Annotated in this window: 24 protein-coding genes; 9 read left to right on the forward strand and 15 right to left on the reverse strand. The window is 62.7% G+C overall.

The features are described from left to right. Window positions 1–30 precede the first annotated feature (30 nt). Both ACQ4WY_RS11425 and ACQ4WY_RS11430 read left to right on the forward strand, forming a co-directional pair. Entirely contained in the window at window positions 31–489 is a 459-nt protein-coding gene (locus ACQ4WY_RS11425) for a cache domain-containing protein (RefSeq protein ID WP_100874540.1), read from the forward strand. A 66-nt stretch (window positions 490–555) separates the two neighbouring features. Next, the gene (locus tag ACQ4WY_RS11430) at window positions 556–2,253 is read left to right on the forward strand and encodes a methyl-accepting chemotaxis protein (RefSeq protein WP_436504082.1); all 1,698 of its coding nucleotides are present in this window, start codon (window positions 556–558) and stop codon (window positions 2,251–2,253) included. Here ACQ4WY_RS11430 and ACQ4WY_RS11435 read toward each other — a convergent pair. Then, window positions 2,250–2,828: a DNA-3-methyladenine glycosylase gene (locus ACQ4WY_RS11435; RefSeq protein WP_436504083.1), complete on the reverse strand. Its 579-nt coding sequence runs from the start codon at window positions 2,826–2,828 to the stop codon at window positions 2,250–2,252. The genes ACQ4WY_RS11430 and ACQ4WY_RS11435 overlap by 4 nt on opposite strands. 290 nt (window positions 2,829–3,118) lie before the next feature. Between ACQ4WY_RS11435 and ACQ4WY_RS11440 the strand changes: the two genes are divergently transcribed. Both ACQ4WY_RS11440 and ACQ4WY_RS11445 read left to right on the forward strand, forming a co-directional pair. After that, window positions 3,119–3,985, forward strand: coding sequence for an HDOD domain-containing protein (locus ACQ4WY_RS11440; RefSeq protein ID WP_152250838.1), 867 nt, complete (start codon window positions 3,119–3,121; stop codon window positions 3,983–3,985). Between the two features lie 106 nt (window positions 3,986–4,091). Next, the gene (locus ACQ4WY_RS11445; protein ID WP_436504084.1) at window positions 4,092–5,300 is read left to right on the forward strand and encodes a hypothetical protein; all 1,209 of its coding nucleotides are present in this window, start codon (window positions 4,092–4,094) and stop codon (window positions 5,298–5,300) included. 17 nt (window positions 5,301–5,317) lie between these two features. On the opposite strand, the gene ACQ4WY_RS11450 is transcribed toward ACQ4WY_RS11445, so the two are convergent. After that, window positions 5,318–5,842, reverse strand: coding sequence for a DNA-deoxyinosine glycosylase (locus ACQ4WY_RS11450; protein WP_436504085.1), 525 nt, complete (start codon window positions 5,840–5,842; stop codon window positions 5,318–5,320). A gap of 95 nt (window positions 5,843–5,937) precedes the next feature. Here ACQ4WY_RS11450 and ACQ4WY_RS11455 point away from each other — a divergent pair, with 95 nt between their 5' ends. The 4 genes from ACQ4WY_RS11455 (at window position 5,938) to ACQ4WY_RS11470 (ending at window position 8,725) form a co-directional block, all read left to right on the forward strand. Beyond that, window positions 5,938–6,366 carry an Mpo1 family 2-hydroxy fatty acid dioxygenase gene (locus ACQ4WY_RS11455; RefSeq protein ID WP_353659899.1) on the forward strand — a complete coding sequence of 143 codons (429 nt, stop codon included), beginning with the start codon at window positions 5,938–5,940 and terminating at the stop codon, window positions 6,364–6,366. A 137-nt stretch (window positions 6,367–6,503) separates the two neighbouring features. After that, entirely contained in the window at window positions 6,504–6,953 is a 450-nt protein-coding gene (locus ACQ4WY_RS11460; RefSeq protein ID WP_353659898.1) for an outer membrane lipoprotein, read from the forward strand. A 324-nt stretch (window positions 6,954–7,277) separates the two neighbouring features. Beyond that, complete coding sequence (locus tag ACQ4WY_RS11465; protein ID WP_436504086.1) at window positions 7,278–8,222, forward strand: DMT family transporter; 945 nt, start codon at window positions 7,278–7,280, stop codon at window positions 8,220–8,222. Beyond that, window positions 8,219–8,725, forward strand: coding sequence for a GNAT family N-acetyltransferase (locus ACQ4WY_RS11470; RefSeq protein WP_436504087.1), 507 nt, complete (start codon window positions 8,219–8,221; stop codon window positions 8,723–8,725). Before ACQ4WY_RS11465 ends, ACQ4WY_RS11470 begins: the two co-directional genes overlap by 4 nt. 295 nt (window positions 8,726–9,020) lie before the next feature. Here ACQ4WY_RS11470 and ACQ4WY_RS11475 read toward each other — a convergent pair whose 3' ends face one another. Beyond that, window positions 9,021–9,158 carry a hypothetical protein gene (locus tag ACQ4WY_RS11475; RefSeq protein ID WP_353659895.1) on the reverse strand — a complete coding sequence of 46 codons (138 nt, stop codon included), beginning with the start codon at window positions 9,156–9,158 and terminating at the stop codon, window positions 9,021–9,023. 220 nt (window positions 9,159–9,378) lie between these two features. On the opposite strand from ACQ4WY_RS11475, the gene ACQ4WY_RS11480 reads away from it, so the two are divergent. After that, window positions 9,379–9,558: a hypothetical protein gene (locus ACQ4WY_RS11480; RefSeq protein WP_034746290.1), complete on the forward strand. Its 180-nt coding sequence runs from the start codon at window positions 9,379–9,381 to the stop codon at window positions 9,556–9,558. 11 nt (window positions 9,559–9,569) lie between these two features. On the opposite strand, the gene ACQ4WY_RS11485 is transcribed toward ACQ4WY_RS11480, so the two are convergent. The 12 genes from ACQ4WY_RS11485 to ACQ4WY_RS11540 all read right to left on the reverse strand — a co-directional run bounded on the left by ACQ4WY_RS11485 (window position 9,570) and on the right by ACQ4WY_RS11540 (window position 23,886). Then, a complete protein-coding gene (locus tag ACQ4WY_RS11485; RefSeq protein WP_436504438.1) occupies window positions 9,570–11,015 on the reverse strand; it encodes a glycine betaine ABC transporter substrate-binding protein in 1,446 nt (481 codons plus the stop codon). A 93-nt stretch (window positions 11,016–11,108) separates the two neighbouring features. Continuing rightward, on the reverse strand, window positions 11,109–12,335 hold the full coding sequence (gene hutI / locus ACQ4WY_RS11490) for an imidazolonepropionase (RefSeq protein ID WP_436504088.1): 1,227 nt from the start codon (window positions 12,333–12,335) through the stop codon (window positions 11,109–11,111). A 12-nt stretch (window positions 12,336–12,347) separates the two neighbouring features. Continuing rightward, window positions 12,348–12,923, reverse strand: a complete 576-nt coding sequence (locus ACQ4WY_RS11495) for a HutD/Ves family protein (protein WP_436504089.1) — start codon at window positions 12,921–12,923, stop codon at window positions 12,348–12,350. Then, a complete protein-coding gene (locus ACQ4WY_RS11500; protein ID WP_436504090.1) occupies window positions 12,923–14,299 on the reverse strand; it encodes a formimidoylglutamate deiminase in 1,377 nt (458 codons plus the stop codon). The genes ACQ4WY_RS11495 and ACQ4WY_RS11500 overlap by 1 nt, the downstream gene beginning before the upstream one ends. After that, complete coding sequence (gene hutG / locus ACQ4WY_RS11505; protein WP_436504091.1) at window positions 14,296–15,084, reverse strand: N-formylglutamate deformylase; 789 nt, start codon at window positions 15,082–15,084, stop codon at window positions 14,296–14,298. The genes ACQ4WY_RS11500 and hutG overlap by 4 nt, the downstream gene beginning before the upstream one ends. Before the next feature lie 20 nt (window positions 15,085–15,104). Further along, entirely contained in the window at window positions 15,105–16,664 is a 1,560-nt protein-coding gene (hutH, locus tag ACQ4WY_RS11510; protein ID WP_436504092.1) for a histidine ammonia-lyase, read from the reverse strand. Between the two features lie 19 nt (window positions 16,665–16,683). Then, complete coding sequence (gene hutU / locus ACQ4WY_RS11515; RefSeq protein WP_034780490.1) at window positions 16,684–18,387, reverse strand: urocanate hydratase; 1,704 nt, start codon at window positions 18,385–18,387, stop codon at window positions 16,684–16,686. A gap of 106 nt (window positions 18,388–18,493) precedes the next feature. Beyond that, window positions 18,494–20,167 carry an amidohydrolase gene (locus tag ACQ4WY_RS11520; protein WP_436504093.1) on the reverse strand — a complete coding sequence of 558 codons (1,674 nt, stop codon included), beginning with the start codon at window positions 20,165–20,167 and terminating at the stop codon, window positions 18,494–18,496. Window positions 20,168–20,235: 68 nt separating this feature from the next. Next, the gene (locus tag ACQ4WY_RS11525) at window positions 20,236–20,640 is read right to left on the reverse strand and encodes a GNAT family N-acetyltransferase (RefSeq protein WP_436504094.1); all 405 of its coding nucleotides are present in this window, start codon (window positions 20,638–20,640) and stop codon (window positions 20,236–20,238) included. 154 nt (window positions 20,641–20,794) lie between these two features. Continuing rightward, on the reverse strand, window positions 20,795–21,472 hold the full coding sequence (locus ACQ4WY_RS11530) for a DUF2971 domain-containing protein (RefSeq protein ID WP_436504095.1): 678 nt from the start codon (window positions 21,470–21,472) through the stop codon (window positions 20,795–20,797). 58 nt (window positions 21,473–21,530) lie between these two features. Then, on the reverse strand, window positions 21,531–21,917 hold the full coding sequence (locus tag ACQ4WY_RS11535) for a hypothetical protein (RefSeq protein ID WP_436504096.1): 387 nt from the start codon (window positions 21,915–21,917) through the stop codon (window positions 21,531–21,533). A 292-nt stretch (window positions 21,918–22,209) separates the two neighbouring features. Next, a complete protein-coding gene (locus ACQ4WY_RS11540; protein WP_436504097.1) occupies window positions 22,210–23,886 on the reverse strand; it encodes a mechanosensitive ion channel family protein in 1,677 nt (558 codons plus the stop codon). Window positions 23,887–23,944: the final 58 nt, after the last annotated feature.

Here is a 23,944-nt window from a genome sequence, read left to right on the forward strand (position 1 = left end):
ACATATCCCTCGATATCACAAGGAGCTTTCATGAAACGCTTATTCACGGGCAGCCTGCTGTGCCTGGCATTTGCCGGCGGCAGCGTCAATGCCGCGGTTGAAGCAACGGAAAAAGACGCCATCGCCATGGCCGAACGGGGCGCCGCCTTCATGAAGGCACATGGCAAGGAAGAAATGATGAAGAAAATCACGGCGAAAGACCCGGACTTCGTGCAGGGTTCGCTGTATGTGGACATGCGCGACATCAAGACGGGCATCGTGCTGGCCCACCCCATCAATCCTTCCATCGTGGGCAAGGATTTGACGGATGTGCCCGATGCGAATGGCAAGAAATATCGCCGTGAAATCATCGAGCTGGCGCAAAAACAGGGCAAGGGCTGGGTCGATTACCAGTACAAGAATCCCACCAGCGGCAAGATCGAGCCGAAGACCACGTACATCCTGCGCGTCAACGATGTGGTGCTGGAAGCGGGGATCTACAAAAAATAAAGCCGGGGCGGCGCGCGCACGCCACGCGCTGCCGGCGGTTGGAACAGCCATAGCCAGGAGTCAAGCATGCTCAATTCACTACGCATCGGACCAAAATTATTGCTGGCACCCGCCCTGGTCTTGCTGCTGCTGATACTCAGCTCGAGCGGCGCCTGGTATGGCATGGTGCGGCAAAATGCCTCGCTGGAAAACATGGTGCGGGTGCGCATCACGCATTTGAAGGCGGCGGCCGACGTACTTGGCGAGGCCAGGCATGTGCACGGCAATATGTACCAGTTGCTGTCGTGGACAAATGGCAGCTTCGCCAAGGCCCGCCTCGATGCATTGGAGCAACAGATCAAGGCGCGCCATGCGGCCATCGGCACCCAGCTGGCCACGCTGCGTTCCACGGCCACGGGCGCCGAGCGCACCCTGGTCGATGCGGCCATCACGGCACTGGCCGGCTATCGCAAGGCCGTGCTGGAAACCATGGAAATGGCGCAGATGGACCAGTCGATCGCCACCAATTCCATGCTCAAGGCGGAAACCCAGTTCGTCCAGTTCAATACGCAGCTGGCGCAACTATCGGCCCTGGAAACGACGCTCAGCAGCCAGGCCCATGCGACAGCCAGCGCCGAGTTTCGCAGCCTGGGCTGGAGCTTGCTGCTGACGGTGCTGCTATCGATCCTCGTCTCCATCGTGGTGACCATGCTGGTACGCCGCGCCATGCTGGCGGAAATTCGCGGCATTGCCGACGCCGTGCAAGACTTGGCGGCGGGCAAGCTGATGGCTGGCGCGCCCAAACCGGGCAATGACGAGATCGCCGCCACGTCGCGCGTGCTGGACCAGACCATCGCTCACCTGAACCAGACCTTGCGCACCATCATGGGGGCCGTGCAATCGATCGACGCGGCCTCGCACGAAATTGCCACCGGCAATCTGGATTTATCGGCACGCACGGAAATGCAAGCCAGTTCGCTGGAGGAAACGTCGAGCGCCATGGAAGCGCTGACGCGAGCCGTCAATGACAACGCCGACAACGCCCAGCTGGCCTGCGAGCTGGCGGGGCAAGCCTCCACCTTGGCAGTGCAAGGGGGAGTATCGATGCAACAGGCGGTGACGACGATGGCGACCATACGCGCCAATTCGCGCCAGATCGTGGATATTATCGGCGTGATTGACGGCATTTCCTTCCAGACCAATATCCTCGCGCTGAATGCGGCGGTGGAAGCCGCGCGCGCGGGCGAGCAAGGCCGCGGCTTTGCCGTGGTGGCGTCCGAAGTGCGCACCCTGGCGCAGCGCTCGGCGCAGGCGGCCAGGGAAATCAAGACCCTGATCGCCACCTCGGTCACCACCATCGATGGCGGCAGCGTGGCCGTGCAGCAGGCGGGCGACAGCATGGGCGCCATCGTTGCATCGGTGCAGCAAGTCAATGAGATCATCCAGCGCGTGAAACAGGCCAGCGCCGAGCAGGCGTCGGGCATCACGGAAGTGAATCAGGCCGTCACGCAAATGGATGACGTCACCCAGCAAAATGCAGCCCTGGTGGAGCAGGCGGCAGCGGCGGCAGCCAGTTTGCAGGACCAGGCCGTCAAATTGTCGGCGGCCGTGGCCGTGTTCACCTTGGACGAGCAGCCCGCGAAGCTGGCCGGGCACACCGAGAACGAGGCATTCCAGCTTCCAGCCGGCGCCGTCAAAACGGAACGGCGCGCGCTGCACAGCCCGCTACGCGGAAAGTCGGGCCAGCGTGGCGCCATGGATGCGCCACAGCACCGGCGCAGCTAGATAACAGGCGTACGCATCCGCTTGCTCAGGTAGCGCGAATCGGCCAGCACGAAGCGCCATGGCGTGTCCATCGCCTTTGAAATGCCGATGCGCGGCCCCGCCTGCACCGTCACCTCGTCCTCGCGCTCCAGCAGCAGGAACGGCGGCGCATCGAGCGCCAGCCGGTTATGCATATGCGAGACACCGAGCGCCTGGCACACCTTGCCCGGCCCCGAGCACAGCAGCCGCACATCTTCGACGCCGCGCCGTTCGCGCATGGCATCGAGTCCTGCCAGCGGCTCGATGGCGCGGATCAGCACGCCCGCGCCATGCCCCGCTTCGCGGCACACAAAGTTCAGGCACCAGTGAATGCCGTACGAGCGGTAGACATAGGCGTGCGCGGGCGGGCCGAACATGGCCGCATTGCGCGGCGTCATGCCCCCATACGTGTGCGAGGCCGGATCGAGCCGGTCATACGCTTCCGTTTCCACAATGCGCCCGCCGACGCCATCAAGCAGCACGGTCACGCCGATCAGCTGGCGCGCCACGCTGCTGGAATCGTCCGCAAAATCGATACCCGCGAGGATTTTTTTCATCCGGCAATTGTACTGCCGCGCATCCCGCCGCACGCCTTGCCGCGCCTTGAAAACAAATGAAACTTAATCTTTTCACCATAAAATCCAAGATGATCATCATCGTAAAATGACGAAAATGGCGGCTGGGCCAGGGCAAAACGGGAATTTTTGCGAGAATATATTGCAGAGATGAACTATTGCCATGCATAAACAGCGATAATCGTCGGGCACTGCGCCAGACGCTCATGAAGCGGGCAGCGGCAGTGCACGACAGAATAAGCACCGGACACAAAAATGATGATGAAAGCGTGATGATGAGAGCGGCAGCGCAAAAGCAGGTAGTGCAGGAAGATCCGGTTGACGCCTTGATGCGTTCCATCCGTATCCCGCCGCGTCCCAGCCTGCTGGTCGACCTGCAGCGCGAACTGGCCGAAGACGACCCGTCGCCGCGACGCATCGCACGCATCATCGCCGACGACGTCGGCATGTCGGGCGCCCTGCTGAAATTGGCTAACTCGCCGTTCTATGGCGCCGCGCGCAAGGCCAAGTCCGTCGAGCAAGGCATTAACTTTCTCGGCATCAACCAGTGCAGCGCCATGATGACGGGCTTGCTGGCACGCCAGGCGCTGGAAGCGGAAGGTGTGGAACTGACCAACTTCTGGGATGTGTCTGCCAAGCGCGCGCGCGCCCTGGTATTTACCTCGCGCAAGCTGCGCATCGCCCCGCCCGACATCGCCCATACCTTCGGCCTGTTCTGCGATATCGGCGTGCCCTTGCTGATGAACCGCTTTCCCGACTACGTCAACACCTACGCGGCAGCGGCCAACGATGCGCACAATTGTTTTACGACACTGGAAGACGCGCGCCACCAGACCAACCACGCGGCCATCGGCTGCTTGCTGGCGCGCAACTGGGGCCTGTCTTCCGACGTATCCTGGGCGATTTTGCACCACCACGACTACACGGTGCTGGCCGACCCGTCCACGGATGACGCCATCCGCTCGCTCGTCGCCCTGTCGCTGCTGGCCGAAAAGGGCATTCAGCGCTACCATGGCAACAGTACCTCGCTGGAGTGGGACAAGGGCGGCGAACTTGCTTGCCAGCATCTCGGCCTGTCGCAGGAAGAAGCCGCCGACCTGCTCGATGAATTGCACGAGATGTTCGATACCGACCATTGAGGTATCAGGCGGCCACGTCCGCCTGTATGATCTGTCCCGGCGCCTGGCAAAGCCTTGGCGCCTGTTTCCGTTTGCCTGACCCATCTTTCTTAACCTGTTGATCGCCATGCCCAAAAATAAGCGCCCTGTTCCCCGTAAATCCGCCAACACGCCCGAAGACAAGGATGAAGCCGTCACGCGCATGCTGTGCACGATGGCCCTGAACCTGGCGGAGCAGGAAGACAGCGAATCGCAGGGCACGGTGCTGGCCGAGCAAGCCGTCGAGTTCGGCCGCCTGATCCGCAAGGCCTTGAATCAAAAGAAGGATGAAATCCTGTACGACGCCATCGAGCGCGCCAAATACGAAGACGTGGGCGCCTACCAGTATTTGCGCAGCCACATCGAAGAAGCGGCATCCATTTCCGTGATCCGCCGCGAGAATGCCCCGGCGATGGAAATCAACGCCTTTGTCGTGCCCCTGCTAGTGCAAAGCACGGGCGGCCTGAGGGAAGCGGACAGCTTCCAGGACCAGGACGCTTTCGAAGCGCTGGTAAAGAGTTTTCAACAGTCGCAGCTGGAAAGCGCCAAGGCCAAGGTAGTCTTGATGAGCCATGCCTACGACCTCGATGAAATCGACCGCATCACGTATAGCCATTTGCACGAGATGGTGCGCGATGCCTACGCGTCGATGACAGACAAGAAAATCGTCGCCACGCCGGGCCTGGAAAGCAGCATCGTCGGCTGGAGCGAGACGGCATTCGGCCCGCTGGACACCGCCGTCGAACTGCGCTTCCTGCTGGGCTTTGCCCTCAAGCGCGTGGACGACCCGTTTTATGCGGAACCGAAGGATGAAGCGGCGCTCGACGCCTGGTTCGATGCGCGCATGGCCCGCTATCAGCAATGGACGACGGAAGTGGGCGAGCTCATCAAGCGCTGCCTGGCGCCGGCCGGCAACACCGTGGAAGTGAGCTTCCTCTACCAGGATCTGTTCCACGGCGGCAAGGAACAAGGCATGAGCGAGTATGCGATGCTGCAGATGATGTCCGGCATCAACCATGCATTGGCGGAAAACAAGGTGGACGCCGGCGACGTCTCGGTCGTCGTCGGCCCGGCCGATGAAGACGGTGAAATGCTGCTGCGCGTCAACGTCAGCACGGCAGGCGGCCAGTTGCTGCACAGCGCCGACAAGCCGCTGGACCTGGCCGCCGACCTGCAGGATGAAGTCGACGACATTTGCGACGCGCTGGCCACCATCGGCGTGACGCAATTATCGGTTGCGCTGAAATTCGACGCCAAGGGACAGCCGGTGGAAGCGCAGCCGTACGCACCGGCGTAAGCAACTGACGCCCCGCATTACAACGGCTGCAATGTTTTCCATTGCAGCAACTTGGCGCCATACGCGAGCGTGTAGGCCGGGCTGCTCGACGGCAAGCTGACGATGCGGTAGCGCTGCGCGTGCTCGCCCAGCACCTTGATGCCCAGCTTGGCGGCCGTGCCGCCGTTGAAGGCGATCGTGTGCAATTGCGGAAGGCTGGCGGCCAGGGCCACCAGGTCGTTATCGTCGCGGGCGCGGATATTGCTGTCGAGGCTGCCCGTGCGCTGCGCCTGCGCCACCACGTCCCACAGGCCCACGCCGTGCGCCAGCAAAGTGTTTAACCGCGCCTCATAGGGCTGGCTGGTCAAGTCCAAGCCCAGCACTTCGCCCAGCAGCCTCCAGAACTTGTTTTGCGGATGCGCATAGTACTGGCTGTGCGCCAGCGATTTTTCTCCGGGCAGGCTACCCAGTATCAGCAAGCGCGTGTTGGCGTCGACGACGGGATCGAAACAACGCTTGCGCGGGTCGGCGGCAGTGTCTGGCAAGAAGGCTGGGCTATTCAAATGAGAGGTCCGGAAGGGAAAATGAAGGGCCATTTTACCCGGCCACGCGACGGTGTAGAATTCCCGCACAACCTTCCCCACACAAGAGACCGCCCATGCGCACCATCGACACCCTGCTGGCCCAGTATGGCGAAAGCCACCGCAACCACGTCAATGAATGGGTGCATATCGTGTGCGTGCCGCTGATCGTTTTCAGCCTGCTGGGGCTGCTGTGGAGCGTGCATCCCAGCGTGGCGCTGCTCGGCAGTATTCTGGCCTTATACTATTATTACAAGCTGTCGCGCCCGTTTGCGGCGGGCATGCTGGCGATGCTGGCCGCCATGCTGGGCCTGCTGCTGCTCATGCCCCCGCTGACCATCCTGCCCGTGTCGCTGGCGCTGTTCGTACTCGCCTGGATAGGCCAGTTCATCGGCCACCAGATCGAAGGCAAGAAACCGTCGTTCCTCGACGATTTGCGCTTTTTACTGGTGGGGCCGCTGTTCGTGCTGGGATTTTTGTACCGGCGCCTGCGGCTGGCGTATTGAGCGGCAGGCGGCATCCAAGGGCAGTAACAGATTTTTACTATTCGCAACTAGTTATCTAAGGTAAGTGTCCTTATGATAAGTCATCATCTGCCGGTCGACGCAATCGGCAACTAACTTTTTGTCCAAGGGAGCTCCATATGAAAGCACCAATTATTGCAGTGGCATTGCTCGCCGCCCTGGCCGGCTGCGCCGTACAACCGAACTCGGCGAATGTCTACAACGCGCGCCAGGCGCAGAATGAACAGTCGGTTCGCATGGGCACGGTTGAATCTGTGCGCCAAGTGACCATCGACAAGGGTGAAACGGGCACGGGCGTGCTGGCCGGCGCGGCGCTGGGCGGCGTGGCCGGCTCGGCAGTCGGTGGCGGCAAGGGCGCCATCGCGGCCAGCATCCTCGGCGCCGTCGCCGGCGGCATGGCGGGCAAGAGCATCGAAGCGAACGCGTCCAACAAACCCGGCCTGGAAATCACCGTGCGCCTGGACAATGGCGACATGCGCGCCATCGTGCAAGACGCGGATGAACTGTTCCGCCCGGGCGAGCGCGTACGCCTGCTGTCGGATGGCCGCAAGACCCGCGTCACCCACTGATCTGCTTGCCGGCGCATGCGCTCAGCCGAAGGCGCCGGCAGCCATCAGCAAGGCCGAGGGGTGCAACCAGATGGCTATCAAGGTTGCGACGACGACATACACAAGCACGCTCCATACTTTGATCTGCAGTGAGGCTGGCATGGCGGTCCTCCCTTCAAGATGCAATTCAGAAAATATTTACTTGATAATAAAGTAAATATTTTCATAAATTCAACATTTTCCAGAAGCACTGCGCTGCCTCAATGCCTGGGTGTCTCCTGACGGCTCATTGAGCAAGCTCGACCAAGACTCGCCATCCCTGCGCGATGCCCGTATACTTGCGCGATGTCCTCTCCTCTCCTGTTCATCATAGCCTGCCTGATCTGGGGCTCCACCTTCTGGGCCATCACCTTGCAGCTGGGCGATGTCGCCCCCGCCGTTTCCGTGGTCTACCGCTTCGGCCTCGCGTCCGCCACCCTGTTTGCCTGGTGCGCCTTGCGCGGCGATACCTTGCGCCTGCCCTGGCGCGCGCAAAAATGGATGTTGCTGCAGGGATTGGCCTCGTTCGCCCTCAGCTATGTGTGCACGTATAGTTCGGAGCAATACCTCGTCTCGGCCCTCGTCAGCGTGCTGTTCGCGCTGATGGTGTTCTGGACGCCCTTGCTCAACCGCATTGCCTTCGGCACGCCCATCACCTGGAGCACCTGCTGCGCGGCGTTTGTCGCCATCTGCGGCATCGTGCTGCTGTTTTACCAGTCCATCGGCGCAGCGCTGCACGATATTATGGGGGGCGGCAATGGCCACTTCCTGCTCGGCTTCATGCTGGCCCTGGTGGCTACCGTGTCTAGCACGGCGGGCAATGCCCTCGTCATGAAAGTGCGCGAGCATTCCGGCAACGTGATGCTGACCATGGCCTGGACCATGCTGTGGGGCACCATGATGGTGGCCGCCTGGGCCGTTGCCACGGGCCAGTCCTGGCAGTTGCCCGCGCGCCCCAGTTACTGGATGGGATTGCTGTACCTGGCCATCTTCGGCTCGGTGATCGCCTTCAGTGCGTATTTCACTTTAATCGCGCGCATCGGCACGCAAAAGACCGTGTATATCGGCGTCGTCACGCCCGTCATTTCCGTGCTGCTGTCGGTGCAATTCGAACACTACCGGCCCGCCGCCATCGAATGGGTGGGCATGGTGCTGTGCCTGTCCAGCGTGGCCTGGGCCCTGACGTCAGGCGCGCGCAAGACGAATACCATTGCTTCCCTTTCCCCCACTCCATCAACAAAGGCAACATGAGCACTTCTTCCTCCCTCGCCATTCGTCCCGCGACCGCATCCGATGTGGCCGCCATCTTTGGCATGATCCACGAACTGGCCGTGTTTGAAAAACTCGAACACATGATGATCGCCAAGGAATCCATGCTGCACGACAGCCTGTTCGGCCCCCATCCTGCATGCGAAGCGCTGGTCGGCGAGGAAAGTGGCGAGGTGGTGACGTTCGCGCTATTTTTCCATAATTTTTCCACCTTCCTGTGCCGCAAGGGTCTGTACCTGGAAGACATGTATGTGAAGCAATCGGTGCGCGGCAAGGGCTATGGCAAGCAGATGCTGGTGGCGCTGGCGCAACTGGCCGTCGAACGCGATTGCGGCCGCTTCGAATGGTCGGTGCTGGACTGGAATGAAAACGCGATCAACTTCTACAAGGGCATGGGCGCGGACGTGATGCCGGACTGGCGCATCTGCAGGGTCGCCGGCGATGCCTTGACGCAATTGTCGGCGGGCACGCCGAAACCAGCCTGATTGGAGAGGGAACTGTAGCGAGCGGATGCGATTTGTGGCCGAGAAGCGGAACTGTACGCGAGGTACAGTGAGCATCGCAGGCCGCAAGGCGCGCCGCGCAGTAAGTTCCAAAAAAAATCCCCGCGGGCTAGCGGCACCGCGGGGTGAACCCATTGTCAAGTGGGAGGGGGAGAATGCAATCAACGGTTATCAATATAAACGCTACGACTTGTCACCGCGCCGACCTTTACATTTGCTTACCGGGCCTTACATTTTCCTTAAATCTGTCAGCTAACTGTACATCTTTGACCACAGTTTATTTCCGTGGCTCAATCAATGTGCCGTGCAAACCGATATGTTGTTGCGTAAGCCCACTGCCACGCTGCGCATTTTTATAGATTTGGTACACTGTGAAGCAGGCGATGCAGCCAGCAACCACGGCAAAAATGACCATGCGACGCTCCTTGAATATGCTTGAAGGTATCAGGGGGATCAAAGCCTGCGGCTGATGTTGGCCAGGCAGGGGAGATTCAGTGTGGCATCTTCGGCCTGGGGGGCATTGCGCGATGTCAAACGCGTCAATTTGACGGGATCATGGCGTTTGATATGGCGCAAAGTGGCGGCATTCCGCTCACACAAAATGAACGCATCATTACGCACCTGGGAGCCACATCATGAATGTCTCTGCCAAACCGCTCGTCATGAAAATCTACCGCGCCTACCTGCGCTCCCGCCTGGAACGCTATACACGCGACTTGCAAGCCATCGCCGAACAGCGCGAGAACGACTTCCAGGCCGAACGCATCCTTCACCAGGCTGTCGTTTCGGTGCGCTCCAAACTGCACTCGCTGTAACCGTGATGCCGTCAGCGCTGCCGGCCGGCCACGGCCCAGCGCTCCACCAGCTCGAACAAGCCTTGCGTCAGCAGGGCCAGCACGGCTGCGGGGATCGCGCCGGCCAGCAGCATGTCGTTGTCATTCAGCGCCAGACCGATGGTGATGCGTTCGCCATAACCACCCGCGCCGATGAAGGCGGCGATGGTGGCCGTGCCCACGCTCATCACGGCCGCCGTTTTCACGCCCGCCAGCATGACAGGCAAGGCCAGCGGCAAGTCGACGTGCAGCAAGCGGTCACGCCGGCGCATGCCCAGCGCCAGCGCCGCCATGCGCAAGCCTTGCGGTACCTGCAGGATGCCCGTGCAGGTGTTGCGCACGATGGGCAGCAGCGCGTACACGAATAGGGCCACCAGGGCCGGCACGGTGCCGATCACGCCCAGCACGGGTATCAATATCGCCAGCAAGGCCAGCGACGGCACCGTCTGCAGCACGCCGACGAAGGCCAGCACCGTTTGCCGCAGCGGCGCCGAAAACGCCGCCAGCACGCCCAGCGGAATGCCGATCAGGCAGGCCAGGGCGACCGACAGCAGCACCAGGGTCAGATGCTGGCGCGTCAGGGTCCACAAATCGTCGCCGATGATTTTATCGAGCAGCTTGCTGCGCGCGGCAGCTGGTTTATCGGCCTGCGTGCCGGAGGCCAGCCATTGCCGCGCCACGTCAGAAAAAGTCTTGCCATCGATTTCCACGGCCGCATTCATGGCGATCATGTCGCTCTCGCTGATGCGCCCCTGCAAGCCTTGCAGCGCGTGCCAGGCGGCGGGAAAGCGCTGCGGCACGTCGAGTCGGTACAGGAGCATGGCGTCGTAGCGGGGAAAATACTGCTGCGTGTCGGCCAGCACGCGCAAGCCGTACTGGCGTATCTTCGCGTCCGTCGAATAAATGTCGATCACGTCCACCTGGCGCTGCGCCAGCGCTTCATAGGCGATGCCGTGATCGAGCCCGCGCGGGCGCTGCGGCAAGCCATAACGCGCGGCCAGGCCCGGCCAGCCATCGACCCGGCCGATGAATTCATGCGACAGACCGAATTTCAGGGCCGGATGTTGGGCCAGCTGCGCCAGGCTGGCGATGCCCGTTTCATCGCCGCGCATGGCCAGCGCATAGGTATTGTTAAAGCCCAGCGGCACAGCCACGCCCAGGCCCAGCGCCGCCAGTTCGCGCCGCATCTGCGCCAGGTCGATGGCGCGATCATGCTTGAGGATTTCGCTGGCTATGGTGCCCATGTATTCGGCATACACGTCGATGCTGCCGGCCTGCAGCGCGGCGAGCACGATGGCCGTGTTGCCCAGGCCCTGGCGGTGTTCCGCCTTGACGTGCGGCGCGGCGCTCTGCTGGAGGATTTCGCCGAGAATATACGATTCCGTGAAACGCTTCGAGCCCACCTTCAAGGTGCCGCCGTCCAGGGCAAGGGAGGACATGGGCGCGGCGGCGTAGACAGGCAAGAACAGCAGGTAAAACAGCAAATAAGACAGCAAATAAGCAGCACGCACGCGGCGCTCCAGGACGGATGATCAATCCGGCAAGCTTACCACCGGCGCGCGCCAGACACCGCCATGCACCACACCCGCGCACGGGTTCAAGCCCAGCGCATACGCCAGGTCGGCCGGGCGCGCGATGCGCCACAGGGCGAAATCGGCGCGCTTGCCCACCACCAGGCTGCCCGTCTGATCCTGCAAACCCAGGGCGCGCGCCGCGTGGCACGTAGCACCGGCCAGCGCTTCCTGCGGTGTCAGCCGCCACAGGGTGCACGCCATGTTCATCGCCAGCAGCAAGGACGTCATGGGCGACGTGCCCGGGTTGCAATCGGTGGACACGGCCATCGGCACGCCGGCCGCGCGCAAGGCCGCCACGGGCGGCGGCTGCGTCTCGCGCAAAAAGTAATATGCTCCCGGCAGCAGCACGGCCACCGTGCCATGCTGCGCCATGGCGGCGATGCCCTCTGCCGACAAGAATTCCAGGTGGTCGGCCGACAGGCCGCCATAGCGCGCCACCAGCGCCGCGCCGCCCTGATCCGACAGCTGCTCCGCATGCAATTTGACGGGCAGGCCCAGCGCCGTCGCCGCCTCAAACATGCGCTGCGTTTGCGCCGAGGTAAAGCCGATGCGCTCGCAAAACGCGTCGACGGCGTCGACCAAGCCGTCACTGGCCAGCTGGGGCAGCATCTGTGCGCACAACAGGTTGACATACGCGTCGGGCTGGCCCGCGTATTCGGGCGGCAGCGCGTGCGCGCCGAGGAAGGTGGTGCGCACGGACACGGGCAGCTGCTCCCCTATCCTGCGCGCCACGCGCAGCATCTTCGCTTCGCTATCCATGGCTAGGCCGTAGCCGGACTTGATCTCCAGCGTGGTCACGCCCTCGGCCAGCAGCGCCAGCACGCGGGGCAGACTTTGCCGCAGCAATTCGTCGTCGCTGGCCGCGCGCGTGGCGCGCACGGTAGACATGATGCCGCCACCGGCGCGGCTGATGTCTTCATAGCTGGCGCCATTCAGGCGCGCCTCGAATTCGTCGCTGCGGTTGCCCGCGTGGACGATGTGCGTATGGCAGTCGATCAGGCCGGGCGTGAGCCAGCAGCCCTGGCCATCGAGCAGCACCGCGCCGCTGGCCGGCAGCTCGTCACCAGGGCCGAACCAGGCGATGCGGCCATCCTTGACGGCGATGGCCGCGTCCAGCAGCTCGCCATAGCCATGCTCCATCGTGGCCAGGTGAACGTTGTGGATGACCAGATCCCAGTCTTGCATGGCTTTTCTCCCCTAGGTAAACAGGTCGACGCACAATACGGCCGAACGCTGCAAGGCGTCGAGCCGCCATTCCTGCGCATCGTCGGCGTCCAGCAGCAGCGCGTCATGGCGGCCCAGCGCGAACTGCTGGTCGCCACCGCGCGCCAGCACGTGGCCTTCGCCGGCGACAAACAGCAGGGTCGTCGCGCTGCGCCGCACCAGCTTGCCCGGCGCCGTGATTCTCTCCAGCTGGTGACGGCAACGGTCGCGCCGCGTCATCACATTAAAATCCGTCGTCGTCCCCTTGACTTGCGCCACCACGGCCGCCTCGCCGGGAAACCACAGCATCGGTTGCGCCGCGCTCAAGGTCACCTTGCGCGTGCCGTCGAGCGTCAGCTGCACGCTGTCGCCATCGACCAGCATCAGGCTGCGGTCGATGCCGGGAAAGCTGGAAAACGGCCCGCTGGCCGTGATCGTCGCCAGGCTAATACGCCAGTCGAATTCCATCAGGCCGGCGCCCGGTGGCGAAATGGCGATTTCCATCGTGCTGCCGCCGCCATTTTTCCACGGCGCGGCGCGCAGGCATTCCTGTGGGATGAAGGTCGCCATCAGAGCGCCCTCAGTTGCGCCAAGGTGCGCTTGTAGGCACTGGTGATGGCGTCCTGCGCCACATGGCGCCCGCCGCGCACCTGCCACTGGCCGCCGCACAGCACATCGCGCACCAGATTGTCGTTGCCGCAAAAGAGTACGCTGCCCAGCACATCGGTGATGGCCACGCCGCACAGGTTCACATGCGCGTCGTCGAGCACCAGCAAGTCGGCGCGGCAACCCGGCGCCAGGGCACCGAGCTTGCGCCCGGCCGCCTGCGCGCCACCCTGCAAGGCCGCCTGCCACAGATAGTCGCCCACATGGCGTTCATCCGGCGTGGCGGCCACATTGCGTTGCTGGCGCTGCAAGCGCTGGCCATATTCGAGCCAGCGCAATTCTTCCACCGGCGACTGCGACACGTGGCTGTCGCTGCCGACGCCGAAACGCCCGCCGGCGGCGATGAATTCGGCCAGCGGGAACAGGCCATCGCCCAGGTTCGCTTCCGTCGTCGGGCACAGGCCCGCCACGGCGCCGCTGGCGGCCATCAGCGCCACTTCATCGGGCTGCACATGCGTGGCATGCACGAGGCACCAGCGCGCATCGATGTCGACGTGGTCGTACAAGTACTGCACCGGGCGCCGGCCGCTGTAATCGAGACTCTGGCGCACTTCGCCCTGCTGCTCGGCGATGTGGATGTGGATGGGGCGACCAGCTGGCAACGCTTGCGTCACTTCGCTGATCTGCGCCACGCCGGCGGCGCGCAGCGAGTGCGGCGCAAAGCCCACCTCCACCTGCCCGCCGCGCTGCGGCGCCAGCGCCTCGACGATGCGCAAGACATCGTCCGCACCGGTGCGAAAACGCGCCTGCTCCGCTTTCAACGGCTGTTCGCCAAAGCCCGCATGGCTGTACAGCACGGGCAGCATGGTCACGCCGATACCGCTGAGGCGCGCCGCGGCCAGCACTCTTTCCGCAGTTTCGGCGGGACGCGCATACAGCGCACCGGCCATATCGCGCTGCAGGTAGTGGAATTCGCAGACAGCCGTGTAGCCATGGCGCAGGCATTCGGCAAACAGCTGCGCGGCGATGGTCTCCATCTGTTCCGGCGTAATGTGGCGCGCGAAGCGGTACATCAGCTCGCGCCAGGTCCAGAAGCTGTCCGGCGCATGATCAAGCTCATCCCCGGCGACTTCCGTCATGCCGCCCAGCGCCCGCTGGAAGGCATGCGAATGCAGGTTGACCATGCCGGGCAAGACATACTCCACCACATCCACGCCAGGCGGCGAAGCTGCATCCTCCTGGACGTGCGTCAAATCCCCAGTCCTGTCCCATTCCAGCAGCACGTCGCGGCGCCAGCCCTGCGGCAACAACGCATGGCGGGCAAACAGACTCGTCTTCAACGCGCCACCCACGCCACAGCCGCTTCCATCATCTGGCGCAGCAGCGGTTGCACTTGCGCGGCCAGGTCGGGCCGGTAGCCGAAAGGCGCCGCTTCGTCCATGTACAGGCACTGGCACATCTCCAGCTGGATCGCATGCACGCGGTTTTCCGGCTGGCCGTAATGGCGCGTGATATGCCCGCCCTTGAAGCGGCCATTCAGCGCCACGGTGAATGCATCCTGCGCCCGCGCGATATCCACCACGGCGGACGTCAGGCCCGTATCGCAGCTGGCGCCATCGGCCGTGCCGAAGTTCAGGTCGGGCAGCTTGCCGTCAAAGAAGCGCGGCACATGCGAGGCGATGGAATGGGCATCCCACAGCACCACGGCGCCATGCACGTGCAGCAAGCGGTCCAGTTCCGCGCGCAGCTGCGCATGATACGGCGCCCAGTAGCGCTGCAGCCGCTGCCGCACGTCTTGCGCATCCGGTTCGCGGCCGGCCAGGTACAGCGGTTCGCGGTGAAAGGTATCGTTGGGCAGCAAGCCCGTCGTATCCTGGCCCGGATACAGATTCGTGTCTTCCTGCGGGCGGTTCAAGTCGATGGTGTAGCGCGACCAGCGCGCCGACAGCACCGACGCATCCATCTCCTGCAAAAATCCATACAGCTCGCGCAGATGCCAGTCCGTATCGGCCTTGAGCAAGGCCTGCGGCGTCATGCGCGCGGCGATATCGTCGGGTATGTCGGTGCCCACGTGGGGCATCGACACGAGCAGCGGGATGCTGCCTTCGTTGAAGCGGAAATCCATGCTTGTCTCCTTGCGCCCGCTCAGGCGTACAGCGGGGCGAACAAATTCTTGCACGTGCTGCTCAACTCACCCTGCAGCACCATCTGCTTGGCCGCCTCGATATCGGGCGCGAAGAAGCGGTCGGCGTCGAAGAACGGCACTTTCTGGCGCAGCTGGTGATGCACGTGCTCGAGGTGCGGCGAGGTTTTCAGCGGGCGGTGGAAATCGATGCCCTGCGCGGCGGCCAGCAGCTCGATACCGACGATGACGGCCGTGTTGTGCGCCATGTCGTCCAGGCGGCGCCCGGCGAACGTGGCCATGCTCACATGGTCTTCCTGGTTGGCCGACGTGGGCAGGCTGTCGACGCTGGCCGGATGCGCGAGCGACTTGTTTTCCGACGCCAGCGCGGCAGCCGTCACGTGGGCGATCATGAAGCCGGAATTGACGCCGGGGTCGCGCACGAGGAAGGGCGGCAAGCCGGACAGCGTGGCGTCGATCAGCAGCGCGATGCGGCGCTCGGCCAGCGCGCCGATTTCAGCGATCGCCAGGGCCAGGGTGTCTGCCGCAAAGGCGACAGGTTCGGCGTGGAAGTTCCCGCCCGAGACGATTTCCGCCTGCCCGTTGGGCCCATCCTGGAAGATCAGCGGATTGTCGGTGACGGCATTGGCCTCGATCAGCAGGGTACGGCCCACATTGCCGATCAAATCGAGGCAAGCGCCCATGACTTGCGGCTGGCAACGCAGGCTGTAGGGGTCCTGCACGCGCTCGTCGCCTTCCAGGTGCGAAGCACGGATCGCGCTGTGCGCCACCAGTTGGCGGTACATCTGCGCGGCCAGGATTTGCCCCGGCTGTCCGCGCACGGCGTGCACGCGCGCGTCGAACGGCGAGTCGCTGCCCTTGGCCGCGTCGAGCGACAGCGCGCCCGTGACCATGGCCGCTTCGAGCAGGCGCTCGGCCATGAACAGGCCATGCAACGCCAGCGCGTTCGACACTTGCGTGCCGTTGATCAGGGCCAGTCCCTCTTTTGCCGCCAGCACCACGGGGGCGATGCCAGCCTGCGCCAGCGCGTCCGGCGCCGGCATCAATTCGCCGTTGACGCGCACGTCGCCCACGCCCAGCATGGCCAGGGTCATGTGCGACAGCGGCGCCAGGTCGCCCGAGGCGCCCACGGAGCCCTTGGCGGGAATGGCCGGCATGATGCCCGCGTTGTACAGGGCGATCAGGGTGTCGACGATCAACGGGCGCACGCCGGAAAAGCCGCGCGCCAGGCTGCCGATCTTCATCAGCATGATCAGGCGCACGACGGCGTCCGACAGCAGCTCACCCGTGCCGACGGAGTGCGACAGGATCAGGTTGCGCTGCAATTGCTCGAGTTTTTCATCGGGGATGCGCGTCTTGGCGAGCAAGCCGAAGCCCGTGTTGATGCCGTACGCCGCATCGCCTTTGGCGACGATGGCTTGCACGGCGGCGGCCGACGCTTCGATGACGGGATAGGCTTCGGCGGCGAGGATCAGTTTCGCGGGTGCGGCCCAGACGGCGCGCAGGTCGGCCAGGGTCATCGCGCCCGGTTTCAGGGTCCAACTTTTGGCATGCTGTGTCATAGTCATTCGAATCAATATCTCAAGGAAGCATTGGAAGAATCAGGCCGTTGCGCTTGGCGCAGGCGGCCGCTGTTTCATAGCCGGCATCGGCATGGCGCATCACGCCCGAGCCGCTATCGTTGACCAGCACGCGCGCCAGGCGTTTCGCCGCCGCTTCGCTGCCGTCGGCCACGATGACCATGCCCGCATGCTGAGAATACCCCATTCCCACGCCGCCGCCATGGTGCAGCGAGACCCAGGTGGCGCCGCCGGCCGTGTTCAGCATGGCGTTGAGCAGTGGCCAGTCGGAAACGGCGTCGGTGCCGTCCTTCATGCTTTCCGTCTCGCGGTTCGGGCTGGCGACGGAACCCGTATCGAGGTGGTCGCGGCCGATGACGATGGGCGCCTTCAGCTCGCCCGTGCGCACCATCTCGTTGAAGGCCAGACCGGCGATATGGCGTTCACCCAGTCCCAGCCAGCAGATACGCGCCGGCAGGCCCTGGAAGGCGATGCGCTCGCGCGCCATGTCCAGCCAGTGATGCACCTGCTTGTGATGCGGGAACAGCTCCTTGATCTTCGCATCCGTTTTGTAAATGTCTTCCGGATCACCCGACAGGGCCACCCAGCGGAACGGGCCCCGTCCTTCGCAAAATTGCGGGCGGATGTAGGCGGGCACGAAACCGGGGAAGTCGAAGGCGTTCTGCACGCCCTGGTCGAACGCCACCTGGCGGATGTTGTTACCGTAATCGACCGTATGCACGCCCATGGCGTGGAAATCGAGCATGGCTTGTACGTGGGCGGCGCAGGAATCGGCGGCGGCCACCGTCAGGCGCGCGTGGCGCTGCGGGTCTTGTTGCGCCGCCTTCCAGTCAGACACACTCCAGCCGCGCGGCAGATAGCCGTTGACCAGGTCATGCGCGGAGGTCTGGTCCGTCACCAGATCGGGCACCAGGCCGCCCGCTTTCGCGCGGCGCACCAGTTCCGGCAGCACTTCGGCCGCGTTGCCCAGGAGGCCGATGGAAATGGCTTCCTTGCGCTCGGTGTGGTACTTGACCAGTTCGAGGGCTTCGTCCAGGCTGGCCGCCTGCTTGTCCAGGTAGCGCGTGCGCAGACGGAAATCGATGCTGCTTTGCTGGCATTCGATATTGAGCGACACGGCGCCCGCCATGGTGGCGGCCAGCGGCTGCGCGCCGCCCATGCCGCCCAGGCCCGCCGTCAAGATCCAGCGCCCGCCCCAGTCGCCGCCGAAATGCTGGCGCCCCGCCTCGGCGAAGGTTTCATACGTGCCCTGCACGATGCCCTGCGTGCCTATATAAATCCAGCTGCCGGCCGTCATCTGGCCGTACATGAACAGGCCTTGCCGATCGAGTTCGTTGAAGTGTTCCCAGTTCGCCCATTTCGGCACCAGGTTGGAGTTCGCGATCAGCACGCGCGGCGCGTCCGCGTGGGTCTGGAACACGCCCACAGGCTTGCCGGACTGGATCAGCAGGGTCTGGTCGTCTTCCAGTTCGCGCAGCGAGGCGAGGATCTGGTCGAAACAGGCCCAGTTGCGGGCGGCGCGGCCGATGCCGCCGTAGACGACCAGGTGCTGCGGATTTTCCGCCACTTCCGGGTCCAGGTTGTTTTGCAACATGCGGTAGGCCGCCTCGGCCTGCCAACTCTTGCAAGCCATGACCGTGCCGCGCGGGGCGCGGATGGTACGGCTGGCATCAAAGCGTGGATCGGTGTCCATTGTGCTGTTCATGCTGTCTCCTCGTAGGGTGCGAGCGGACATGCGTGGTCCGCTCTGGTGCTCCCAGCATAGGTTGTCTATACAACCAAGTCAACAGATTTTTGCAAGCGTAAACTGTCTATTTTTTCTCGAACACGCGCTTGCCCGCCACCCACGTCTGCAGCACCTGCGTCTTGCCGATGGCTGCCGGCGCGACGGTAAACAGGTCCTGGTCGACGACGATGAAGTCCGCCCATTTACCCGCTTCCAAGGTGCCGATGACCTTTTCCTGGTGCGCCGCCCAAGCCGCGTCGAGCGTGAAGCAGCGCAGCGCTTCCGTCACCGTCATCGCCTGCTGCGAATACCAGCCGCCGGCCGGAAATCCTTCGCTGTTCTGCCGCGTGACGGCCGCGTGGATGCCCTCGAACGGATTCGGCGACTCGATGGGGAAATCGGAACCGCAGGCGATGCGCGAACCCTGCTTGAGGAAGATGCGCCACGCATACGCGCCCTTGATGCGCTCGTGGCCCACGCGCTGCTCCGCCATGTTCTGGTCCGAGGTGGCATGCGTCGGCTGCATCGACGGGATGATGCCCAGGCTTTTGAAACGGGGGATGTCGGACAACTGCACCACCTGCGCGTGTTCCATGCGATGGCGCAGGCCCACGCTGCGGTATTGCGCGGTCAAGGCTTCATAGCCGTCGAGGATTTGATGGTTGCCCGCGTCGCCGATGGCGTGCACATTCACCTGGTAGCCGGCGCGCATGGCTTTTTCCATCTTCGCGCGCATGGCGCCGTCCTGGTAGAACAGCAGGCCGCTGGTGGTCGGATCGTCGCTGTAGGGTGCCAGCAGGGCCGCGCCGCGGCTGCCCAGGGCGCCGTCGGACAGCAGTTTGACGGCGCGCAAGGCGTACATGTCGCGCGCGTAGCTGTTCAACGGGCCATTCTTCGACAGCGCGTCGAAGTCTTCCGTTGTGTCAAAGATCATGCCGTACACGCGCACCGTCAGCTTGCCGTGGTCCGCATAATCGCGGAACAATCGGTCCTGCATCTGGCCGATGCCCGCATCATGCACGCTGGTCAGCCCCACTTGCGACAATTGCGCCAGCGCGCCATCGAGGGCCGCGCGGTTTTCCACATCGCCCGGCTTGGGTAACACGGCGTCCATCAAGTCCATGGCGTTATCGACCAGCACACCGGTGGCATTGCCGTCCGCGTCGCGTTCGATCTTGCCGCCAGCCGGATCAGGCGTGGCGCGCGTGATGCCGGCCAGCGCCAGCGCGCGGCTGTTGGCCCAGCCCGCGTGGCCATCGACGCGGCGCAACCACACGGGCCGCGCGCTTTCGGCCGCATCGAGTTCCAGGGCTGTGGGAAAGCGCCCCAGCTTCCAGATTTCCTGGTTCCAGCCATTGCCGACGACCCAGCTGCGTTCCGGATGCGCACGCGCGAAGTCGCCCACGGCCTGCACGGCGGCCGACAGCGACGAAGAGCCATACAGGATCACGCCGCTGGCGATGGTCCCAAGGCCGAACACGTGGCCATGCGCGTCGATCAGGCCCGGCAGCACGGTTTTTCCCTGCACGTCGACATGCGTGGCGCCCTTTGCCGCCTTGCGTTTCACCTGCGCGGCACTGCCGACGGCGAGCAGCTTGCCCGCGTCGTCAAACGCCAGCGCCGTGAAGCGCACCACCTTGCCGTTCGCGTTGAGCGTGTAGCCGTTGGCATTGTCGATGACGGTATCGGCATGGGCTTGGCCCAAGGTGCCCAGGCAGGCGAGAACAAGCAGGGTGCGGCGCAAGTGCGGGGTCGGCATTTCCATCTCCAGGTCTTTTAAGTAAATGAGTGAAAAGACGAGTGTATAGAAATTGGCAAAATGGTCAATCAGGCAGCGTTGGGCTGCCGCGCCATCAGCCAGTAATCGCAGCCAGTGACGGCTTCCGCATAATGCCCCGCCACTAGGAAGCCAAGACGGCTATAAAACGGCAGGCTGCGTTCGTTGTACGTCTCCAGGAAGCACGCGGCGCCAGCCGCATCGACGGCCGCCAGGCCCGGTGCCAGCACGGACGCGCCCAGTCCCTGCCCTTGCGCGTCAGGGTGGAAGCCGGCGATCGACAGGTACCAGGCGTCCTGCAAGTCGTGTTGCGCCAGCACGTGCTCCATGTTGTCCACGATGGCCGTGAAATGTGAGAAGCCCTGCTCTCCCAGCAGCGCGCGCAAGGCATCCTCGCGCTGCGCGTAGGCGGCCTGGCGCTCGTCGTGAGGCCGAAGTGTAAAGGCTGTTCGCATGCTGCTTATCTCCGTCTAAGTTCTTGTTGCTCACTTTCGCATCGATAGTGCCAAGTACCGATGGTTTACATACGACGCTTAGGAAGGTCCTGCTATTAAATCAGAACGAATGTCTGATAGTTCGGGGCCCAACAGACGGTATTCTACTTCCGGGCTATCTGCCTTGTTTATCGTCCCCCGGCATCACGACTACGGCTGGAACGTCATTTTTCTGCACGATTGTGAACGTCTTGAATGCTGGCCGGGACTGGATGATCGTGACGGACTTGTCCACTTTACCGACATATTTTCGGAATGACTCAACTGTAGCTTCGCATCGTGATCCCACAATGATTTCCCTAAGAGCAAACGTTTCACTGAACGGTAGATAAAAACTTCCATTGATAGGGTCTGGTTCCTTCAACTCTCCAAGGAGTCGCCACTCCTCTTCGTAAGACCATCCTTTTGCCTTAGTAGTCGAAAGTCCCTTCATCATGTCAAACGTGACGCCGCCATGCGGGTCGTTTGGGGCTAAGATGTGAGTCATCCGTTCTTCGGTGTATGTGATCTGAGTGGGCATATCCTCATCCGTCACATCGAATCCCAAACATACGCCCTGATGGTTCTGGGTATAGTGTGCCCACATAAGCGGGCTTTTCCAGTGTTCGACCATGCACAAGAGGCCCACGTTCTTGATGTAGTGTTCGAGCACCTTTTTGAAAATGTATCTCCCATCACGCCCTTCAAACTTTATGCTCTTCAACTCAAAAGGATCGTTGAGGTTATCGAATCGTGAAAACCGCATACGGCGTTCTGGCAGAATGTAGTCAATGGCATTTTTGAGGGTAGTCATGTGGTAAAGGCGCATAAATCTCCATAGCAGTAACAACTGGCGAGGGTATTAGGCAAGACTACTTCAGGCTGCCTTTTAGCTTTTCGTACATTACCCAGTTACCCACGTAGAAGAGGAAAAACGATGTAAACGGTAGTCCGAGTGCCAGCCACAAGCCTAGGTACGCATCTTCCAAACGGCTCGCCCGAATAGGAATTAGTCGGTCAATGGTTTCGCGTGACTCTTTCATGCTTCCACATAGGATTGGCTTTTGAAAATCGGGTTCATTCGGGTCGCGGCACTGGCGGCCCATCTCAATCGAATTTCTCGCTTCGGACGCAATGTATCCTACGAGCTGTTGATATTGGCGGTAACTGTATCCCGACCACAAGCCAAAGCCAACAAGTGATGTTAAAGCGATTGCTATCGCCAGCCGTTTAAGTCGTTGACGCATCATGATCTTCATTTGACTACAGGAATGACAGAGTGCAAAGTTTATCACCGCCGCACGTGCGAAAAACCTAAAAAACTGAAAGGCCGAGGGGTTTGTTTAACGCCAGGCCTGGGTCGAGAACATTGCAACCGGGACATTCAAAATATACGTACCAGCATGCCAGATCAGATTTTTGCCTGCTCACGGCGCCCCCCGTGGATTTCACGTGGTTCAACTGACAAATGGCAAGCAAACCTGCGCTCCCGAGGAAAAACCAAGATAGCGCGTGCCATTGTACCCATCACGCACCGACCGCTCCGGGCATTCAAGGCTTGGGCGGCACCACTTGACCCGATTCCTCCCCCCGCTTCGCCGGCGCCCTGAACCATTCCTCCGGCGGCACCACGTGCGATTCTTTCGGGTCATCAATGTAATGTGGCGAGGTGATTTGCACGTCGAATTCGTTGAAGACGTCGATGATGTTCTGGTGCAAGCGGTTCAGCACTTCGGCGCGCTGGCGGGGGACTTCGGCGCTGGCGTAGGCGACCAGGCGGTATTGCACGTAGTAATCTTGCAGCGCAAGCTGCATCACGTACGGTTTCGGCGTGGTCGACAGTTCTGTCGTGCGTGACGCGGCCAGTTCCAGCATGGCGTGTACTTGCCGCCACGGCGTGGCATAGCCGATGGTGACGGTGGAATCGAGTACGAAGCCGCCGCCGGGCTGGGCGCGCGAATAGTTCTTTGTCGTTTGCGACATCACCCACGCGTTCGGCAAGGCGACTTCCTCGCCCAAGCCCGTGCGCAAGCGCGTCTCGAACATGCCCACGTCGACCACCGTGCCTTCGCTATCGCCCACGCGCACATATTCTCCCTTGCGCAGGGCGCGCGTGTACATCAGGATCAGGCCGCTGGCGCCCTGGCCGACGATGCTCGACGCGCCGATCGACACCATCAGGCCCACCAGCACGGACAGGCCCTGGAAGGCGGCCGTGTGCGAGCCGGGCAGATACGGATACGCCATGGCCAGCGCGAACAGCCAGATCACCACGCTGGCGATGCGGCGCGTCGGCAGGGCCGTGTCCTTGTCCAGCCAGCCGATTTGCAATTCGCCGCTTTCCACGCGCTTGAACAGCGAAGCGGCCGTGGCGGCGATCAGGCGCGCGATGGCGAAGATCACGCACACCAGCACCAGCCCCGGCAAGGCGCCGATGATGGCGTGAAAGACGTCGGCGGCCACGTCGAACAGGTAGCCGCTCAGGCTTTCGCCCCAGGAACGCGTGTAAGGCAGGCGGCCCAGCACGAAGGCGGCCCACAGATATGTGGCCATCAGGCGCAAGCCCCACAGCACGGCGCTGAGCAGTTGATACGCGAAGGCGATGTAATGCTCGGCGTCGAGTACGCGCACGTTTTTCAGGCGCACATCGCGCAGGCGCGAGGCCAGCAGGATGCCGCTGCGGCGCTTGGCCCAGTGATAAAAGCGTGTCAGGCCCAGCCACACCAGCCAGAACACGAGGGTGGCGGCAGCGCAGACGGCGGCGGCGATCGCCAGGTAGCGCCAGCTGTTCTGCTCGCGGTAATCGAGCACGGCCTTGCTCAACTCGCCGGCCGCCATTTTCGCCACGCTTTCCGTCGTGTCGCCGGCCAGTTGGTTGACGTCGCCAGGCACGACGACGAACAGCTGCACGCCATCGAGCAGCACTTGCGTGCCTTCGGGAATCATGCGCGTGCTCGTCTGCAAGGGGCCGTTCTTCGCCAGCACGCCTTCCAGGCGGCGCTGCGCGCCGATCGCGCGCTCATCGGGCGGATAGCCGGCCAGCGCGGCGCGGAAGACGAATACTTTGCGGTTGGCAAACATCAGCGGCGCCGTCCTGGCGGCCGCAGCTTGCGCTGGCGCCACGACAGACGCAGCCTCCGCAACGAACGCTGGCACGCCATCGTCCGCATGGGCTGCAGGCAGCAGGAAAATGGTCAACAGGCACAACAGGCGAAGCAACGCGGACATGGCGGAAATGAAAGAGTGACAAGGAGCAGCCATCATGCCATGTAATCCTGGAAACTCA

The organism is Janthinobacterium salmonicoloratum, assembly GCF_051380845.1.
Classification (GTDB): domain Bacteria; phylum Pseudomonadota; class Gammaproteobacteria; order Burkholderiales; family Burkholderiaceae_D; genus Janthinobacterium; species Janthinobacterium lividum_F.